General features: G+C 70.9%; 17 protein-coding genes. 7 read left to right on the top strand and 10 right to left on the bottom strand.

The window, feature by feature from the left end; genetic code table 11:
* Positions 1-22 precede the first annotated feature (22 nt).
* Positions 23-1,264, bottom strand: coding sequence for a toxic anion resistance protein (locus FHP29_RS07355; protein WP_139622208.1), 1,242 nt, complete (start codon positions 1,262-1,264; stop codon positions 23-25).
* A 39-nt stretch (positions 1,265-1,303) separates the two neighbouring features.
* On the bottom strand, positions 1,304-2,011 hold the full coding sequence (yczE, locus tag FHP29_RS07350; RefSeq protein WP_139622207.1) for a membrane protein YczE: 708 nt from the start codon (positions 2,009-2,011) through the stop codon (positions 1,304-1,306).
* Between the two features lie 61 nt (positions 2,012-2,072).
* Here yczE and yczR point away from each other — a divergent pair, with 61 nt between their 5' ends.
* Positions 2,073-3,527, top strand: a complete 1,455-nt coding sequence (gene yczR / locus FHP29_RS07345; protein WP_139622206.1) for a MocR-like transcription factor YczR — start codon at positions 2,073-2,075, stop codon at positions 3,525-3,527.
* 35 nt (positions 3,528-3,562) lie between these two features.
* Here yczR and serA read toward each other — a convergent pair whose 3' ends face one another.
* Positions 3,563-5,161, bottom strand: coding sequence for a phosphoglycerate dehydrogenase (serA, locus tag FHP29_RS07340; protein WP_139622205.1), 1,599 nt, complete (start codon positions 5,159-5,161; stop codon positions 3,563-3,565).
* A gap of 188 nt (positions 5,162-5,349) precedes the next feature.
* Here serA and FHP29_RS07335 point away from each other — a divergent pair, with 188 nt between their 5' ends.
* Positions 5,350-5,802, top strand: coding sequence for a MaoC family dehydratase (locus tag FHP29_RS07335; RefSeq protein ID WP_139622204.1), 453 nt, complete (start codon positions 5,350-5,352; stop codon positions 5,800-5,802).
* Between the two features lie 24 nt (positions 5,803-5,826).
* On the opposite strand, the gene FHP29_RS07330 is transcribed toward FHP29_RS07335, so the two are convergent.
* Complete coding sequence (locus FHP29_RS07330; protein WP_139622203.1) at positions 5,827-6,471, bottom strand: DsbA family oxidoreductase; 645 nt, start codon at positions 6,469-6,471, stop codon at positions 5,827-5,829.
* Between the two features lie 129 nt (positions 6,472-6,600).
* Here FHP29_RS07330 and FHP29_RS07325 point away from each other — a divergent pair, with 129 nt between their 5' ends.
* The 3 genes from FHP29_RS07325 (at position 6,601) to FHP29_RS07315 (ending at position 8,872) form a co-directional block, all read left to right on the top strand.
* Positions 6,601-7,524: an ABC transporter ATP-binding protein gene (locus FHP29_RS07325; RefSeq protein WP_139622202.1), complete on the top strand. Its 924-nt coding sequence runs from the start codon at positions 6,601-6,603 to the stop codon at positions 7,522-7,524.
* Positions 7,521-8,348, top strand: coding sequence for an ABC-2 transporter permease (locus FHP29_RS07320; protein WP_139622201.1), 828 nt, complete (start codon positions 7,521-7,523; stop codon positions 8,346-8,348). The genes FHP29_RS07325 and FHP29_RS07320 overlap by 4 nt, the downstream gene beginning before the upstream one ends.
* An 89-nt stretch (positions 8,349-8,437) precedes the next feature.
* The gene (locus FHP29_RS07315; RefSeq protein ID WP_139622200.1) at positions 8,438-8,872 is read left to right on the top strand and encodes an EamA family transporter; all 435 of its coding nucleotides are present in this window, start codon (positions 8,438-8,440) and stop codon (positions 8,870-8,872) included.
* 27 nt (positions 8,873-8,899) lie between these two features.
* Here the strand turns inward: FHP29_RS07315 and FHP29_RS07310 are convergent, their stop codons facing one another.
* On the bottom strand, positions 8,900-9,301 hold the full coding sequence (locus FHP29_RS07310) for a VOC family protein (protein ID WP_139622199.1): 402 nt from the start codon (positions 9,299-9,301) through the stop codon (positions 8,900-8,902).
* Between the two features lie 55 nt (positions 9,302-9,356).
* Complete coding sequence (locus tag FHP29_RS07305) at positions 9,357-9,638, bottom strand: helix-turn-helix domain-containing protein (RefSeq protein ID WP_240044370.1); 282 nt, start codon at positions 9,636-9,638, stop codon at positions 9,357-9,359.
* A 160-nt stretch (positions 9,639-9,798) separates the two neighbouring features.
* On the opposite strand from FHP29_RS07305, the gene FHP29_RS07300 reads away from it, so the two are divergent.
* Together FHP29_RS07300 and FHP29_RS07295 are read left to right on the top strand one after the other, a co-directional pair.
* Positions 9,799-10,200 carry a DUF6907 domain-containing protein gene (locus FHP29_RS07300; protein WP_139622197.1) on the top strand — a complete coding sequence of 134 codons (402 nt, stop codon included), beginning with the start codon at positions 9,799-9,801 and terminating at the stop codon, positions 10,198-10,200.
* 152 nt (positions 10,201-10,352) lie between these two features.
* Positions 10,353-11,090, top strand: a complete 738-nt coding sequence (locus FHP29_RS07295) for a DUF4352 domain-containing protein (protein WP_139622196.1) — start codon at positions 10,353-10,355, stop codon at positions 11,088-11,090.
* 65 nt (positions 11,091-11,155) lie between these two features.
* Here FHP29_RS07295 and ilvC read toward each other — a convergent pair whose 3' ends face one another.
* The 4 genes from ilvC to FHP29_RS21620 form a co-directional block, all read right to left on the bottom strand.
* A complete protein-coding gene (gene ilvC / locus FHP29_RS07290; RefSeq protein WP_139622195.1) occupies positions 11,156-12,181 on the bottom strand; it encodes a ketol-acid reductoisomerase in 1,026 nt (341 codons plus the stop codon).
* A gap of 78 nt (positions 12,182-12,259) precedes the next feature.
* Complete coding sequence (gene ilvN, locus FHP29_RS07285) at positions 12,260-12,799, bottom strand: acetolactate synthase small subunit (protein WP_139622194.1); 540 nt, start codon at positions 12,797-12,799, stop codon at positions 12,260-12,262.
* Positions 12,800-14,575: an acetolactate synthase large subunit gene (locus tag FHP29_RS07280; RefSeq protein WP_139622193.1), complete on the bottom strand. Its 1,776-nt coding sequence runs from the start codon at positions 14,573-14,575 to the stop codon at positions 12,800-12,802.
* A 255-nt stretch (positions 14,576-14,830) separates the two neighbouring features.
* Positions 14,831-15,552: CHAD domain-containing protein (locus FHP29_RS21620; protein ID WP_158296506.1), on the bottom strand; the 722-nt coding region annotated here is incomplete at its 5' end.

Raw genomic sequence — 15,552 nt, 5'->3', positions numbered from 1 at the left:
CCTGTCCCCTGCGTCCCTCGGCCTAGCCGATGTCCAGCGTGCCGGCGGCGTTGCGCGCGTCGTGCTGCTGGACCCGGTCGAGGTAGGCCTTCGACTTCTGCACCTCGTTCTCGAGGACGCCGATGGTGGTGGACATGTTGTCGAGCGCCTTGAGCTTGAACTCGTCGATCGAGTCCATCGTCGCGTAGATGTTGGCGAACGCCGCCTGCAGTTGCTCGATGCCGATCGTCGACGACGCGGCCTGCTCCTGGATCGCGGCGGAGTTCTCCTTGAGCATCTCCGAGGTGCGCTGGATCATCGTCGAGGTGGTGCTGTTGAGCGCGGTGATCTGGTCGAGGACCAGCTTCTGGTTATTGAGCGCCTGGGCGACGATGACCGCGGTCCGCAGCGCCGAGATGGTCGTCGTGGTGGCGCGGTCGACGCCCTTGATGAGCTCGATGTTGTTCTTGATGATGATGTCGATCGCGAGGTAGGCCTGGATCGACACCGCGAGCTGCGTGAGCAGGTCCTGGTGCTTCTGGCGGACGTAGAACAGCACGTCCTGCGACAGGGTCTTGGCCGTCTCGGGGTCGCTGAGCTCGAGCTCGGCGATCTTGGCGGAGAGCTTCGCGTCGAGCTTCTCCGCGACGTAGATGTACTGGTTGAGGCGGCCCATGACCGCCCACAGGTTGGTCTTCTCCAGGTTGAGGGCCACGTTGTCGCGGGTCAGCTCGTCCTGGCCGCTGCGCAGCGAGTGCAGGATGCCGTTGAGCTGGCTCTGCGAGGACTGGTACTTGCGGAAGTAGTCCTCGATCTTGTCGTTGAAGGGCAGCTTGTCCCACCACTTCTTCACCCCGGTCGCTTGGCCGGGGTCGAGGTCCTCGACCGTACGACGCAGCTCGAGCAGCGCCTTGCCGACCGTCGAGCCCTGGGCGATGCCGCCGGACTTGAGCGCCATGACGGGCTTCTCGAGCATCCGGTTGGACGTCTCGGCGGCCTTGCGGATGTCCGCGTCGCCCATGGTCCGGACGTTCTCGGCCTGCGCCGCGAACTCCGGGCTGCCCGCCTTGGTCGCGGTCAGCGAGGTCAGGAAGTTGTCGACCTTCGCGTCGAGCTCCGGCACCATCGCGGCCTCGACCTGGGGCGCCATCTTCGGCGCCTGTGTCTCGACGACCGGCGCCGCCGCCTCCGGGGCCGTCAGCTGGATGACGGGCTCGGGAGGGGCGAGCGGGGCGGGCTCGGGGGCCGAGGCGGAGGGGCTGGCCTGGGAACCGTCGGTGGTCATGGCCGGAGCCTATCCAGCGAACCCTCGCCTCATGCAGACTCACGCAAGCAAATCAGGGTCCGGATCAGGGATGCCACCCACCCGCGCCGCCGGCAGGTCCACGACGAACCGCGGCATCAGCCACTGGGCGATGGGACCGATCGTCAGCGCATAGGCCACCGTGCCGAGGCCGAGCGTGCCCCCGAGGACCAGGCCGACGGCGACCACGGCGACCTCGATGCCGGTGCGGACCAGCCGGATCGAGAGGCCGGTACGGCGGGCGAGGCCGGTCATCAGGCCGTCGCGGGGACCTCGGCCAAGCTGGGCGCCGATGTAGAGCGCGGTGGCGAGCCCGCACAGCACGATGCCGCCGATCGTCAGCGCGATCCGGGCCGGCCAGTCCGCCGGGGCGTCGAACATCGCCAGCGTGACGTCGGCGGCGACCCCGACGACGAGCGCGTTGGAGATCGTGCCGAGGCCCGGCTTCTCCCGCAGCGGGATCCACAGCACGAGGACCACGAAGCTGAACAGCACCACCGCTTGGCCGAGCGTGATGGGGACGTGGCGCACGAAGCCGGAGTGCAGGACGTCCCACGGCGCGAGCCCGATGTCGCCGAGCACCATCAGCGCGAGGCTCACGCCGTAGAGCCACAGGCCGACGTAGAGCTGGACCAGGCGGCGCGGCAGTCGTCCCGCGCGGAGCTGGGCGACGGGCCCGAGGTCGGCGAGCTGGACGGCGACCCGGGGAGCGGGGGCAGCGATCGACATGGCTCCAGCCTGCCGTCGATTGGACTGTCGCCAAATAGCCAATCGTGATCCAATGGCCACCATGGAGCAGTCCACATCCCTCTCGGCCGGCCGACTCGCGACGCTGGTCGAGGGCTTCGACCGGTCGCCGGCGTACGTCGGCCTCGCCGACGCGCTGCGCGAGCTGATCGGCGACGGGAGGGTCGGCTACGGCACGCGGCTGCCGAGCGAGCGCGATCTCACCGAGGCCATCGGCGTCTCGCGCACGACCGTGACCCGGGCCTACGCGCTGCTGCGGGAGTCGGCGTACGCCGAGGCACGCCAGGGCTCCGGGACCTTCACCCGCCTGCCCGGTGGCCGCACGCGCGCCCTGGACCGCGCCCTGTGGCCCAGCGACGTCGGCAACGGCGTGATCGACCTCGTCTGCGCGGCCGCGACCGCTCCCCCGGGGATCGCCGCCGTCTACGCCGAGGCCGCCGCCGACCTGCCCGCCCACCTGGGCGGTCACGGCTACTTCCCCGCCGGGATGCCGGACCTGCAGGCCGCGATCGCGGCGACGTACGACGCCCGCGGACTGCCCACGGCACCCGAGCAGATCATCGTCACGCCCGGAGCCCTCGCCGCGACGGCCGTCGTCGGGCGCGCGCTCGCCGGCCCGCGCGAGCGCGTGCTCATCGAGTCGCCGACCTATCCCAACGCCGTCCAGGCGCTGCGCACCGGCGGCGGGCGGCTGACCACCATCGCGCTCGATCCCTCCGGGTGGGATCTCGACGCCGTTGCCGCGACCCTGACCCGGCAGCGGCCGCGGCTGGTCCACGTGATGCCCGACTTCCACAACCCGACGGGGCTCGTCATGTCGGAGACCGACCGGGAGCGCTACGCCGGGCTGCTCGCCCGGCATGACGCCGTCGCGGTCGTCGACGAGGCGCATCACCTGCTCACCCTCGACGAGGACGCCGCCACCGGGACCCCGTTCGCCGTCCCCGCGAAGGACGCGATCTGCGTCGGCAGCGCGAGCAAGAGCATCTGGGGCGGCCTGCGCCTGGGCTGGATCCGCGCCCCGCACACGCTCGTCGACCGGCTCACCCGCGCCCGGGTCGGCCTCGACCTCGGCGTACCCGTCCTCGAGCAACTGGTCCTGACCCGGCTGCTGACCGGCGACCTGGAGCCGGTGCTGCGCAGTCAGCGGGCGCGGCTGCGCGAGCAGCGCGACGCGACGGCCGCGGCGCTGGGCGAGCACCTGCCGTCGTGGCGCTTCCGGCTGCCCGCCGGCGGGATGGCGCTGTGGTGCCATCTCCCCGTCGCCGGCGCGACCGCGCTGTCCACCGAGGCCGAGCGGCACGGCGTACTCCTGGCGCCCGGCCCGTCCTTCGCCCCCGAGGGCGGCCTGGACCGCTACGTCCGGCTCCCCTACGCCATCGCCGCGCCCCAGCTGGTCGAGGCGGTCCGCCGGATCGCCGACGCCTGGGCCGTCGTCACCGCCGGCGGGTCCCGGTCGGCCACGGCGTCCGGGTCCGACCCCGTGCTGGTCGCCTGAGCGGCGTACTTGTCAGGCTTCTCCTGCAGCCCCGGTCACAACAGGTCGACCGCGCGGATGGAGGTGGCCTCGATGGCGGTCTCGATCTGGGCGAGGGCGTCGGCCGGGATGGCGGAGTCGACGGAGAGGGCGACGAGGGCCTCGCCGCCCTTGGTCTCGCGGGAGACCTGCATGCCGGCGATGTTGACGAGCGCCTCGCCGAGGATCTGGCCGACGGTGCCCACCATGCCCGGACGGTCGACGTAGGTGAAGAAGGCGAGGTGGTCGGTGGGCTCGATGTCGACGAGGTAGCCGTTGACCTCGACGAGCCGCTCCTTCTGCGCGATCCCGACGAGGGTGCCGCTGACGGACACCTGCGTGCCGTCCGCGAGCGTGCCGCGCAGAGTGACCAGGTTGCGGTGGTCGCCGCTGTCGGGGTCGGTGATGAGACGTACGGCGACGCCGCGCTCGGCCGCGAGGAGCGGGGCGTTGACGAAGGAGACCTGCTCCCCGACCACGTGGGCGAACACACCCTTGAGGGCGGCGAGCTCGAGCACCTTCACGTCGTGGTCGGCGATCTCGCCGCGGACCTCGACGTCGAGCTGCTGGGCGACCTCGCCGGCCACGGCGGTGAAGACCTGGCCAAGCTTCTCCGCCAGCGGGATGCCGGGGCGCACGTCCTCGGCGATGACGCCGCCCTGGACGTTCACCGCGTCCGGGACCAGCTCACCGGACAGGGCCAGGCGCACCGACCTGGCGACGGCGAGGCCCGCCTTCTCCTGGGCCTCGTCGGTGGACGCGCCGAGGTGGGGGGTGGCCACGACGTTGTCGAGCTCGAACAGCGGGCTGTCCGTGCACGGCTCCGCGGCGAAGACGTCGAGACCCGCAGCCGCGATCCTGCCGGTCTTGAGGGCGTCGTAGAGGGCTCCCTCGTCGACGATGCCGCCGCGCGCGGCGTTGACGAGGACCAGCGAGGGCTTGGCCTTCGCCAGGGCGTCGGCGTCGATGAGGCCCATCGTCTCGGCCGTCTTCGGCAGGTGGACCGACATGAAGTCCGACTCGGCCATGAGGGTGTCGAGGTCGACGAGGCGCACGCCGACCTGCGCCGCGCGACCGGCCTGGACGTAGGGGTCGTAGGCGAGGACATGCATGCCGAACGCCGCCAGGCGCTGTGCGACAAGGACACCGATGCGCCCGAGGCCGACGATGCCGACGGTCTTCTCGAACAGCTCGATGCCGGTGTACTTCGATCGCTTCCACTCGCCGCCCCGCAGAGCGGCGTGCGCCGGGGAGATGTGGCGTGCCGCGGAGAGCATCAGCGCGACCGCCAGCTCCGCGGCGGAGACGATGTTGGAGGTGGGGGCGTTGACGACCATGACCCCCGACTGGGTCGCCGCCCGCACGTCGACGTTGTCGAGGCCCACCCCGGCCCGCGCGACGACCTTGAGCCGGCTCGCGGCGCCGAGCGCCTCGGCGTCGACCTTGGTCGCGGACCGCACCAGGATCGCGTCGACGTCCGCGATGGCCGTGAGCAGCTCGGCACGGTCTGCGCCGTTGCAGTAGCGGATCTCGAAGTCCGGTCCGAGAGCCTCGACGGTGGCGGGACTCAGCTCCTCGGCGATCAGGACGACGGGGCGTGCGGTCGTGACAGTCACAGCGGTGGGCCCTTCGCAGGATGAAACGGGCGGAGAGGAGTGCACGGCGCTGTGCGACGCGGCCAGCCTACTCGCCCGCTGCGGCCCGCGGCTCACGCGCTGAGACGACCGCGCGTCGCTGGCTGACCGCCGGGGCCTCCCGGCCCTATGGTCGAGCCACCAGCCCGGCGAGAAGAGGGAGTCAGCTCATGCGCGTGTTCACGACGTTCGAGGAGGTCGCCGAGGCGGCCGGCACCGACCTCGGGGCCAGCGACTGGGTCACCGTCGACCAGCGTCGGGTGAACCAGTTCGCCGACGCGACCGGTGACCACCAGTGGATCCACGTCGACCTGGAGCGCGCCAAGGACGGCCCCTTCGGCGGGACCATCGCCCACGGCTATCTCACCCTGTCGCTCGTGCCCTGGCTCGGCAGCCAGGTCTTCACGCTGCGCACCCCGGGCGCCAAGCTCAACTACGGCGTCAACAAGGTCCGCTTCCCCACCCCGCTCCACGTCGGCAAGCGGGTCCGGCTGCACGTCAAGATGGGCGACGTCGTCGACATCCCCAGCGGCAAGCAGCTCACCGTGCACCACACGATCGAGATCGAGGACGAGGCCAAGCCGGCGTGCGTCGCCGAGACGGTCGTCCTGCTGCTGCCCTGACGGCTGCATGAATTGCCTGACAAGTCAGGCAGTGACGCGGCTGTCCCAGGCTTGGGCGAGCGCCTGCTCGAACAGCTCGGTCGGCTGGGCGCCGGAGATGCCGAAGCGGCCATCGAGCACGAAGAACGGCACGCCGCTCGATCCGTAGGCACGGGCCTGCGCGACGTCGGCCATCACCTCGTCGCGGAACTCGTCGCTGCCGAGCACGTCGTCGACTCGCCCCGCGTCGAGCCCGGCCGCGGCGGCCGCGCGCCGCAGCACGTCGTGGTCGCCCAGCGACTCACCGCGGGTGAAGTACGCCGCCAGCACCTGCTCCATCAGCTCGTGCTGCCGCCCCTCCACCGCGGCCAGGTGGAGCAGCCGGTGGGCGGTCAGCGTCCGCGCGTGCAGGGCGTCGGCGTGGGCGAACACCAGCCCCTCCCCGGCGGCGACCTCGTCGGCGCGGGCCATCATCTCGCGGGTGCCGGCCTCGTCAGCGCCGTACTTGCGGCCCAGCACCTGCACGGTGCTCTCGGTTCCGACCTCGGGGGCGAACGGGTCGAGCTCGTAGGAGCGGTAGACGACCTCGACCTCGTCGCGGTGCTCGAAGGACGCCAGCGCCCGCTCCAGCCGCCGCTTGCCGATGTAGCACCAGGGACACACGACGTCTGCCCAGATCTCGATACGCACGAGGGCTCCAACGCGTCGTACCCCTGAATGCTTCCCGCGCTCCGACTCAGGGATCTCAGGGTCGGGCCAGGGGTGGTTCCGGGGGTCTGCCGGACGCGCGGACGGCAGGCCGGGCGACACGCTTCAGCCATGATCACAGTCGAGTCCCTCAGCAAGTCCTACGGCGGCTTCACGGCCGTCGACGACGTCTCCTTCGTCGCCCGGCCGGGCCGCGTCACCGGCTTCCTCGGCCCGAACGGCGCAGGCAAGTCCACGACGATGCGCGTCATGGTCGGCCTGACCGGCGCGGACAGCGGCGAGGTCCGCGTCCTGGGGCGCCGCTTCGCCGACCTGCCCGACCCGGGTCGCGAGGTCGGTGTGCTGCTGGACGCCTCCGCCCAGCACGCCGGACGCACCGGCCGCGAGATCCTCACCATCGCCGCCCTCACGATGGGCCTGCCCCGCACGCGCGTCGACGAGATGCTCGAGCGGGTCAGCCTCACCCCCGACGAGGCGAGCCGCCGGGTGCGCAACTACTCGCTCGGGATGCGCCAGCGTCTCGGCATCGGTACGGCGCTCCTCGGCGACCCCGAGGTCCTCATCCTCGACGAGCCCGCCAACGGCCTCGACCCGGCGGGCATCCGCTGGATGCGCGATCTGCTGCGCGACTTCGCCGACCAGGGCGGCACGGTCCTCCTCTCCTCGCACCTGCTGCACGAGATCGAGGTCATCGCCGACGACCTGGTCGTGATCGGCAACGGCCGGATCGTCGCGCAGGGCACCAAGGACGAGCTCCTGGCGGGCGCCGGCACCCTCGTCCGCGCCGCGGACGGCACCGCCCTCGCCGCGGCGCTCGGCGCGGCCGGTATCGCCGCCCGCCCGACCTCGGCCGGCGCCGTGCTGGCCGAGGCCGACCTCACCCGGGTCGGCCAGGCGGCCTTCGCCGCCGGCATCGCCGTCACCGAGCTGCGTGCCGCCGACGGCGCGGGCCTGGAGGAGATGTTCCTGGCCCTCACGGCCGAGAGCCAGCGCGACACCGTCACGACCACCACCACGCAAGGAGCAGCGGCATGAACACCACGACCCTCACCGAGCACGCCGTCGAGGCCGTCGTACCGGCCGAGACCCCGCGGAGACGCCCCGCGCCCTCCCGGACCCCGTTCCGCCGCGTTCAGTACGTCGAGCTGCGCAAGATGTTCGACACCCGATCGGGCTTCTGGCTCATGGCCAGCATCGTCATCACCTCCGTCATCGCGACGGTGGTCACGGTGCTCGCCGGCGACCGCGACACGCTCACCTTCGACTCGTTCGCCGCCGCGGTCGGCAGCCCGATGTCGATCATCCTGCCGATCATCGGCGTCCTCGCCGTGACCAGCGAGTGGAGCCAGCGCACCTCGCTGACCACCTTCACCCTCGTGCCGGGGCGCTCCCGCGTGCTGACGGCGAAGCTGGCGAACACGCTGCTGATCGGGTTCCTCGGCATGGTGATCGCGCTCGGCGTCGGCGCGCTCGGCAACCTGGTCTGCTCGATGATCACCGGGGTCGACGCCCAGTGGGACATCTCCGCGGCGACCTTCGCACAGATCGTGCTGGCCAACGAGCTCGGCATGCTGCTCGGCTTCGCCCTCGGCCTGCTGTTCCGCAGCTCGCCGGCCGCGATCGTCGGCTACTTCGTCGTGAACCTCGTCCTGCCCGGACTCTCCGGCGCCCTGGCCTCCGCCCAGCAGTGGTGGGCCGACAACGCCGGCTGGTTCGACCTCAACCAGAGTCGCTTCCTCCTCTTCGACAGCACTCTGACCGGCCAGGAGTGGGCCCAGCTCGGCGTCACCACCGCGCTGTGGATCGTCCTTCCCCTGCTGGTCGGCACCCGGCTGGTCCTCCGCTCCGAGGTGAAGTAGCGCGGATCCCGCGCGGGCACGCGCTAACGTCATGCGTTCCGGGGGCACCTGCCCTCGGAACGCATGACGTCGTGCGCAGGAGGACGGCGATGGACCTGACCTCGGCCTGGTGGTTCTGGGCGCTGCTGTCCGCGGTGTTCGCGGCCCTGACCGCGATCTTCGCGAAGGTGGGCGTCAGGGAGATCGACTCCGACGTCGCCACCTTCGTCCGCACCGTCGTCATCCTGGTGACGCTCGGCCTGATCCTGCTCACGCTCGGCAAGCTCCATTCGCCCGGCGAGGTCGGCGCGCGCACGTGGGTGTTCCTCGTCCTCTCCGGTCTGGCGACCGGGGCGTCGTGGATCTGCTACTTCCGGGCTCTCAAGGTGGGCGAGGCGTCCCTGGTCGCGCCCGTCGACAAGCTCAGCGTCGTCCTCGTCGCCGTCTTCGGCGTGACCTTCCTGGGCGAGCGGCTGTCGCTCCTCCAGTGGGGTGGCGTCACCCTGGTCGGCGCCGGCGCGGTGCTGCTCGTCCTCGGCGGCTGAGCCTGAGCCTTGGAGCCTGGGCTCGGGTCACCCCACGTCGTGGGTGAACAGACAGAACGTGTGGCCGGCCGGGTCGGCGTAGACCCGCAACGGCTCCTCGGCGTCGTCGGACCGGTCCAGCCGGACGACGGCACCGAGACCGAGCGCCCGCTGGTGGCTCTCCTCGAGATCGGCGCGGCTCTCGACCGCGAGGTCGAGGTGGACCTGCTGCGGCACCTCGATGGTCGGCCAGGTGGTGGGCGGGAGCTCGTCGACCTGCTGGAACGCGAGTCGCTCGCCGGACGGCCCGACGATCGCGCGCCAGTCGGTGAACTCCTCGATGTCGAAGCCCTCGGGATAGGACCAGCCGAGGAGCCGGCGGTAGAACTCCGCCAGCTCGGGCACGTCGGTGGTGTCGAGGACGATGCTGCGCAGTCGCGGGTAGCCCATGGGGCCAGCCTGCCATCGGCCCGGACCGATCAAGCTGTCGAGGCCCCGGACCCGGTCAGCGCACGCCGGCCAGGTCCGGCTCGAAGTCGGGGAGCAGGTCGACGAGCGGCACCTCGAGCACTCGGCTGAGCGAGACGAGCGTCAGCAGCTGCGGATTCATGGGCGTCCCCGGCCGGGACTCGCCCTTCTCGTACTTCTGGTAGGTGAAGCCGGCGATCCCGGCGAGATGGGCGGTGCGCTCCTGGCTGAGGCCGCGCGCGATCCGGGCGCGCTGGAGGTTCAGGCCGAGCTCGCGCGCGTAGGCCTGCCAGCTGATGTCCGCGCGCCTGCCCGCCACGCGCTCATCATCCGCGTATGACCATCGGCCAGCGACCATACTGATATGGCATTCGCTCGATCCGGTGACCTGTGGACAAGGGCCCGGGGACGGCGCCCAAGCGTCGGATCCGCGCCCTAGGGTCCGGGCAACGAGGCAAGAGATCTTGGGGGTGTGCCGCATGTCCGGACCCGATGACGCCGAGCGGTCCGTCGCGCCGCCCGCAACGCCGTCCTGGCTGACCACACCATGTCCGTCGTGGTGCCGCCGGGCGCACGGCGAGGACGACCACCCGGAGGATCGCTACCACCAGAGCGAGTCGACGATCCTGGTCGCGGTCGCCGGCTCGGGCGACACGGTGCCGGTGAGCGCCTCACTGGTCCCCGTCACGCTGGTCGTGCGGGTCGGACAGTACCCCGACGCGGCGACCTGGGTACTCGTCGAGCCGGCCGAGGGTCGGCACCCGCGGATCGCGCTGTCACCGGAGTCGGCACGCGACCTGGCCGCGGCCCTCCTGGCACAGGTCGATGGGCTCGCTGGCGGCGACCTCGGCGCCGGCGCGAGCGACCCCAGGGACCGCTAGGTCACATTTCCGAGAAGACCCTGAAAATGCCCATACGTGCATGGCAATCTGACGCCTGCCTGGGGGTGGTCGACGGCGGTCCGCCCTTCCCGAACGGGTACGGGCACCCCCGTTGAGCACAGCTCAAGCCATCTCGAAGGAGCAACACCCCCATGACGGACTACCCCCCGCCTCCGCCCGGTCAGCAGCAGCCCAACTACGGCGACGCCAAAGCCCAGGCGAAGGCCGCGCAGGCATACGCCAAGGCGCAGCGCCCGTGGTATAAGAAGAAGCGCTGGATCGCTCTGATCGCCATCGTCGCGATCATCGTCATCGCCTCGGTGTCCGGCGGCGGCTCGGACCCCGAGTCCGACGACCTCAAGGCCTCCGACTCCACGTCCGACGACTCCTCGACGAGCAAGGACGCCAGCACGGACAGCAAGAAGGACGACGAGAAGTCCGAGGAGAAGTCCGAGGAGAAGTCCGAGGAGAAGTCCGACCCGGTCGGCTCGAAGGACAACCCGGCCCCGCGTGGCAAGGCGGTCCAGAACAAGTCGGCGAAGTACCGGATCGACAACGTCGAGGTGAAGGACTCCCTCAGCCAGTTCAGCGACCCGCCCGCCGGCAAGTACGTCGTCCTCACCCTGACCGTCGAGAACGTCAAGGACGAGACGATCCAGATCGGATCCGGCGACTTCACCCTGCAGGTCGGCGGCAACGAGATCGACGCCTCGGACCAGGCGTTCCTGCTCGACAACGCCTTCGCGTTCGACGACCTCAGCCCGGGCCTGAAGCGCTCCGGCGTGGTCGTCTTCGATGTTGCCCCCCGGGACGCCGGCAAGGGCGTCCTGAAGGCGCAGGCCCAGCTCAGCATGGACGACGCGATCTACCTCAAGCTCGGCAAGAACTAGCCGCAGCAAGCACCAGGGCCCCCGCCGACGGCGGGGGCCCTGGTGCTTGCCTGTGCTGCAGGGGGTCAGCGCGCGGCCGAGCCCTCGGTGTAGTCGTCGTCGGTGTGCGCCCAGGAGAAGTGCGAGCGCAGTGTGCGGCCGACCGCCTCGATCGGGTGCTGGGCACCCTTCTCGCGCAGCGCCTGGAACTCCGGCGCGCCGGCGTCCTGGTCGGCGATGAAGCGCTCGGCGAACGCGCCGCTCTGGATGTCGGCGAGGACGGCCTGCATGTTCTCCTTGACGCGCGGGTCGATGACGCGCGGGCCGGAGACGTAGTCGCCGTACTCGGCGGTGTCGGAGACCGACCAGCGCTGCTTGGCGATGCCGCCCTCCCACATCAGGTCGACGATCAACTTGAGCTCGTGGAGGACCTCGAAGTAGGCGATCTCGCCCTGGTAGCCGGCCTCGGTGAGGGTCTCGTAGCCGTACTGGATCAGCTGCGAGACACCGCCGCAGAGGACCGACTGCTCACCGAACAGGTCGGTCTCGGTCTCCTCGGTGAAGGTGGTCTTGATGACGCCGGCGCGGGTGCCGCCGATGCCCTTGGCGTACGACTTCGCGAGGTCCCAGGCCTTGCCGGAGGCGTCCTGCTCGACCGCGATGATGTCCGGGATGCCGCGGCCGGCGACGTACTCGCGGCGCACGGTGTGGCCGGGGGCCTTCGGCGCGACGAGGATGACGTCGACACCGGCCGGGGGCTGGATGTAGCCGAAGCGGATGTTGAAGCCGTGACCGAAGACCAGGGTGTCGCCCTCGGCCAGCGCGGGCGCGATGTCGTCGGCGTACAGGTGACGCTGGACCTGGTCGGGGGCGAGGATGACGATGACGTCGGCCTCCTCCGCGGCCTCGCGCGGGGTGAGGACGCGCAGGCCCTCCTCCTCGGCCTTGGCGCGGCTCTTCGAGCCCTCCTTGAGGCCGACGCGGACGTCGACGCCCGAGTCGCGCAGGTTCAGCGCGTGGGCGTGGCCCTGGCTGCCGTAACCGATGACGGCGACGTGCTTGCCCTGGATGAGGGACAGGTCGGCGTCGTCGTCGTAGTAGATCTCAGCCACGTCGGGCTTCTCCTTGTATCTCGGTGGTTGAGGTGCGAGCGCAGCGAGCCTCGGGACCTCGGTGGTGGGTGGGTTGTTTCAGGCGTGGGCGGCAGGCGGAACGGGTACGGCGACGGGCTTGCTGCGCTCCGAGATGGAGCGCGGTCCGCGGCCGATGGCCACCATGCCCGACTGCACGAGCTCGCGGATCCCGAAGGGCTCGAGCACGCGCAGGAAGTCGGAGATCTTGCCGTCGTTGCCGACGATCTGCATGGTGATGGCATCCGAGGCGACGTCGATGACCTTCGCCCGGAACAGCTGGACGACGTCGAGCACCTCGCCGCGGTTCTCCGCGGTGGCGCCGACCTTCACCATGACGAGCTCGCGGTTGACCGACGAGTTCGGGTCGAGCTCGACGATCTTGATGACCTCGATCAGCTTGTTGAGCTGCTTGGTGACCTGCTCCAGGGGCGAGGAGTCCACGTTGACGACGATCGTCATCCGGGAGATCTCCGGGTGCTCGGTCGGGCCGACGGCGAGGGACTCGATGTTGAACCCGCGGCGGCTGAACAGCGCGGAGATCCGCGCCAGGACGCCGGGCTTGTCCTCGACGAGGACGGACAGGGTGTGCTTGGCCATTTAGAGATCGTCCTCGTCGAACTGGGGCGCGAGGTCGCGCGCGTACTTGATGTCGTCGTTGCTGGTGCCGGCGGCGACCATCGGCCACACCATGGCGTCACGGTGGACCCGGAAGTCCACGACCACCGGCACGTCGTTGATCTCCATCGCCTTCTGGATCGTCGCGTCGACGTCGTCCGGCGACTCGCAGGCCAGGCCCACGCAGCCGTAGGCGTCGGCCAGCTTGACGAAGTCGGGGATGCGCTTGGAGTGCAGGTCGGTGTTGGAGTAGCGGGAGTTGTAGAACAGCGTCTGCCACTGCCGCACCATGCCGAGCGACTCGTTGTTGATGACCGCGACCTTGATCGGGATGTCGTTGATCGCGCAGGTGGCGAGCTCCTGGTTGGTCATCTGGAAGCAGCCGTCGCCGTCGACCGACCACACCGTCTGGTCGGGCATCGCGACCTTCGCGCCCATCGCCGCCGGGACCGAGAATCCCATCGTGCCGAGGCCGCCGGAGTTGATCCAGGTGTTGGGGCGCTCGTAGCCGATGAAGTGCGCGGCCCACATCTGGTGCTGGCCCACGCCGGCGGTGTAGATCGTGTCGGGTCCGGAGATCGCGCCGAGGCGCTCGAGGACGTACTGCGGCGCGAGCCCGCCGTCGGCGGGCCGGTCGTAGCCGAGCGGGTACTTCTTCTTCACGCCCGCACAGAACGCGACCCAGCCCTCGTAGTCGCCGGTGTTGCCGGCCTCCTGCTCGGTGCGCAGGGTGGTGATCAGGTCGATGAGGACCTCCCGGACGTCGCCCACGATCGGGACGTCGGCGTACCGGTTCTTGCCGATCTCCGCGGGGTCGATGTCGGCGTGGATCACCTTGGCGCCCGGCGCGAAGGAGTCGAGGTTGCCCGTGACGCGGTCGTCGAAGCGGGCGCCGAGGCTGACGATGAGGTCGCTCTTCTGCAGGGCCGCGACCGCGGCGACGGTGCCGTGCATGCCCGGCATGCCGAGGTGCTGGGGGTGGCTGTCGGGGAAGGCTCCCCGCGCCATCAGCGTGGTCACCACCGGGATGCCGGTGAGCTCGGCGAGGGCCAGCACCTCCTTCGAGGCGCCGGAGCGGATCGTGCCGCCGCCGACGTAGAGGACGGGCTTGCGCGACTCCAGCAGGAGGCGGGCGGCCTCGCGGATCTGCTTGGCGTGGGGGCGGGTCACCGGGCGGTAGCCGGGGAGGCTGAGCTCGGTGGGCCACCGGAAGGTGGTCGAGGCCTGGAGCGCGGACTTGGTGACGTCGACCAGGACCGGACCCGGCCGCCCGCTGGAGGCGATGTGGAAGGCCTCCGCGATCTTCGTCGGGATCTCCGCGGGGTCGGTCACCAGGAAGCTGTGCTTGGTGATCGGCATCGTGATGCCGCGGATGTCGGCCTCCTGGAACGCGTCGGTCCCGATCATGGAGGCGCCGACCTGGCCGGTGATCGCGACCATCGGCAGCGAGTCCATGTGGGCGTCGGCCAGCGGCGTGACCAGGTTGGTGGCACCCGGGCCGGAGGTGGCCATGCACACGCCGACCCGGCCGGACGCGGCGGCGTACCCCTGCGCGGCGTGGCCGGCGCCCTGCTCGTGGCGCACGAGGATGTGGCGGATGGAGCTGTCCATCAGCGGGTCGTAGGCCGGGAGGATCGCTCCGCCCGGGATGCCGAAGATGTCGGTGACGCCGGCCGCCTCGAGGGACCGGACCAGGCTCTGCGCGCCCGTGATCGCCTGTGCCTGGGAGTCGGCGCCCGAGCCCTGCTGCTCACTCATCCGAGTCGTTCCTTGTCTGCTCTGGTGGGGGCTGATCTGCTGTGTCGTAACTCAGGTCGTACTCAACAAAAAACCCCTCGGTTGCTGGGCAACGAGGGGTGGACGCGCTGGCGGTGACTGACGGAATTCCTGGTCAGGCTCAGCCGGCGCGTCCGGTGCGTACGAGAAGCAGGTCATGCATGGAATCACCGTAGCCGCCGCACGTCGTGCCGTCGAACCAGCGTCCCACACGTCTCAAATATCAAGACTGCGGTCTCAGGATCCGTACGCCGCGCGGAGGGCGTCGATCGCCTCCGGAAGGCCGTCGAGCGCGCGGCTCGCGGCCGCCTCGACATGGGCCACCGCCACCGCGGGAGCGCCGGCCGCCCCCAGGTGTCCCGCGAGGAGGACCGCGTCGCGGTGCTCGCCCAGCCTGCCCTGGATCTCCTTGCCCGCGCGCGCGAGGTCACGGTCGCCGACCACCTCGGCCACGTGCCTCAGGCGCCGGGCCGCCTTGCGGACCTCGTGAGAGGTCTCCCCCGCGACCGCCCGGTCCAGGACCCGCCCGACCTCGCGGCGCAGGACCGCGGCCGTCACCCGGCCGGCGGCCCGGTCGGACCGATCCGTGGTCGGCACCTGCTCGCACCACCGGTCCAGCACGCTCTCCAGGGCGGCGGCGTCCGGACTGGCGTGCCAGTCGACCAGGACCGCGTGCGCTCCGGCGTGCGCCGCGAGCAGCGGAGCCACGAGTGCGTCCTCGAGGTCGGGCCGGCCGAGCTCGGCCAGGACCCGGCGGCAGTCCTGCGCCCGCACCTCCAGGTCTCGTCCCGCGCCCAGCAGCGCGCCGTACGACGCCAGGTGGCCACGCAGCCGCCGCGTCGGGCGCTTGTCGAGGTAGCGCTCGAACCCGGCGAGCACGTTGCGCAACCGCCGCACCGAGGTGCGCAGCTGGTGGACCGCGTCGGGCTCGTCGGCCAGCGCCGGCTCCCGCCGGTCAC

It is taken from the genome of Nocardioides albidus (assembly GCF_006335005.1).
Classification (GTDB): Bacteria; Actinomycetota; Actinomycetes; order Propionibacteriales; family Nocardioidaceae; genus Nocardioides; species Nocardioides albidus.
This window is presented reverse-complemented; position numbering and strand designations above follow the sequence as displayed.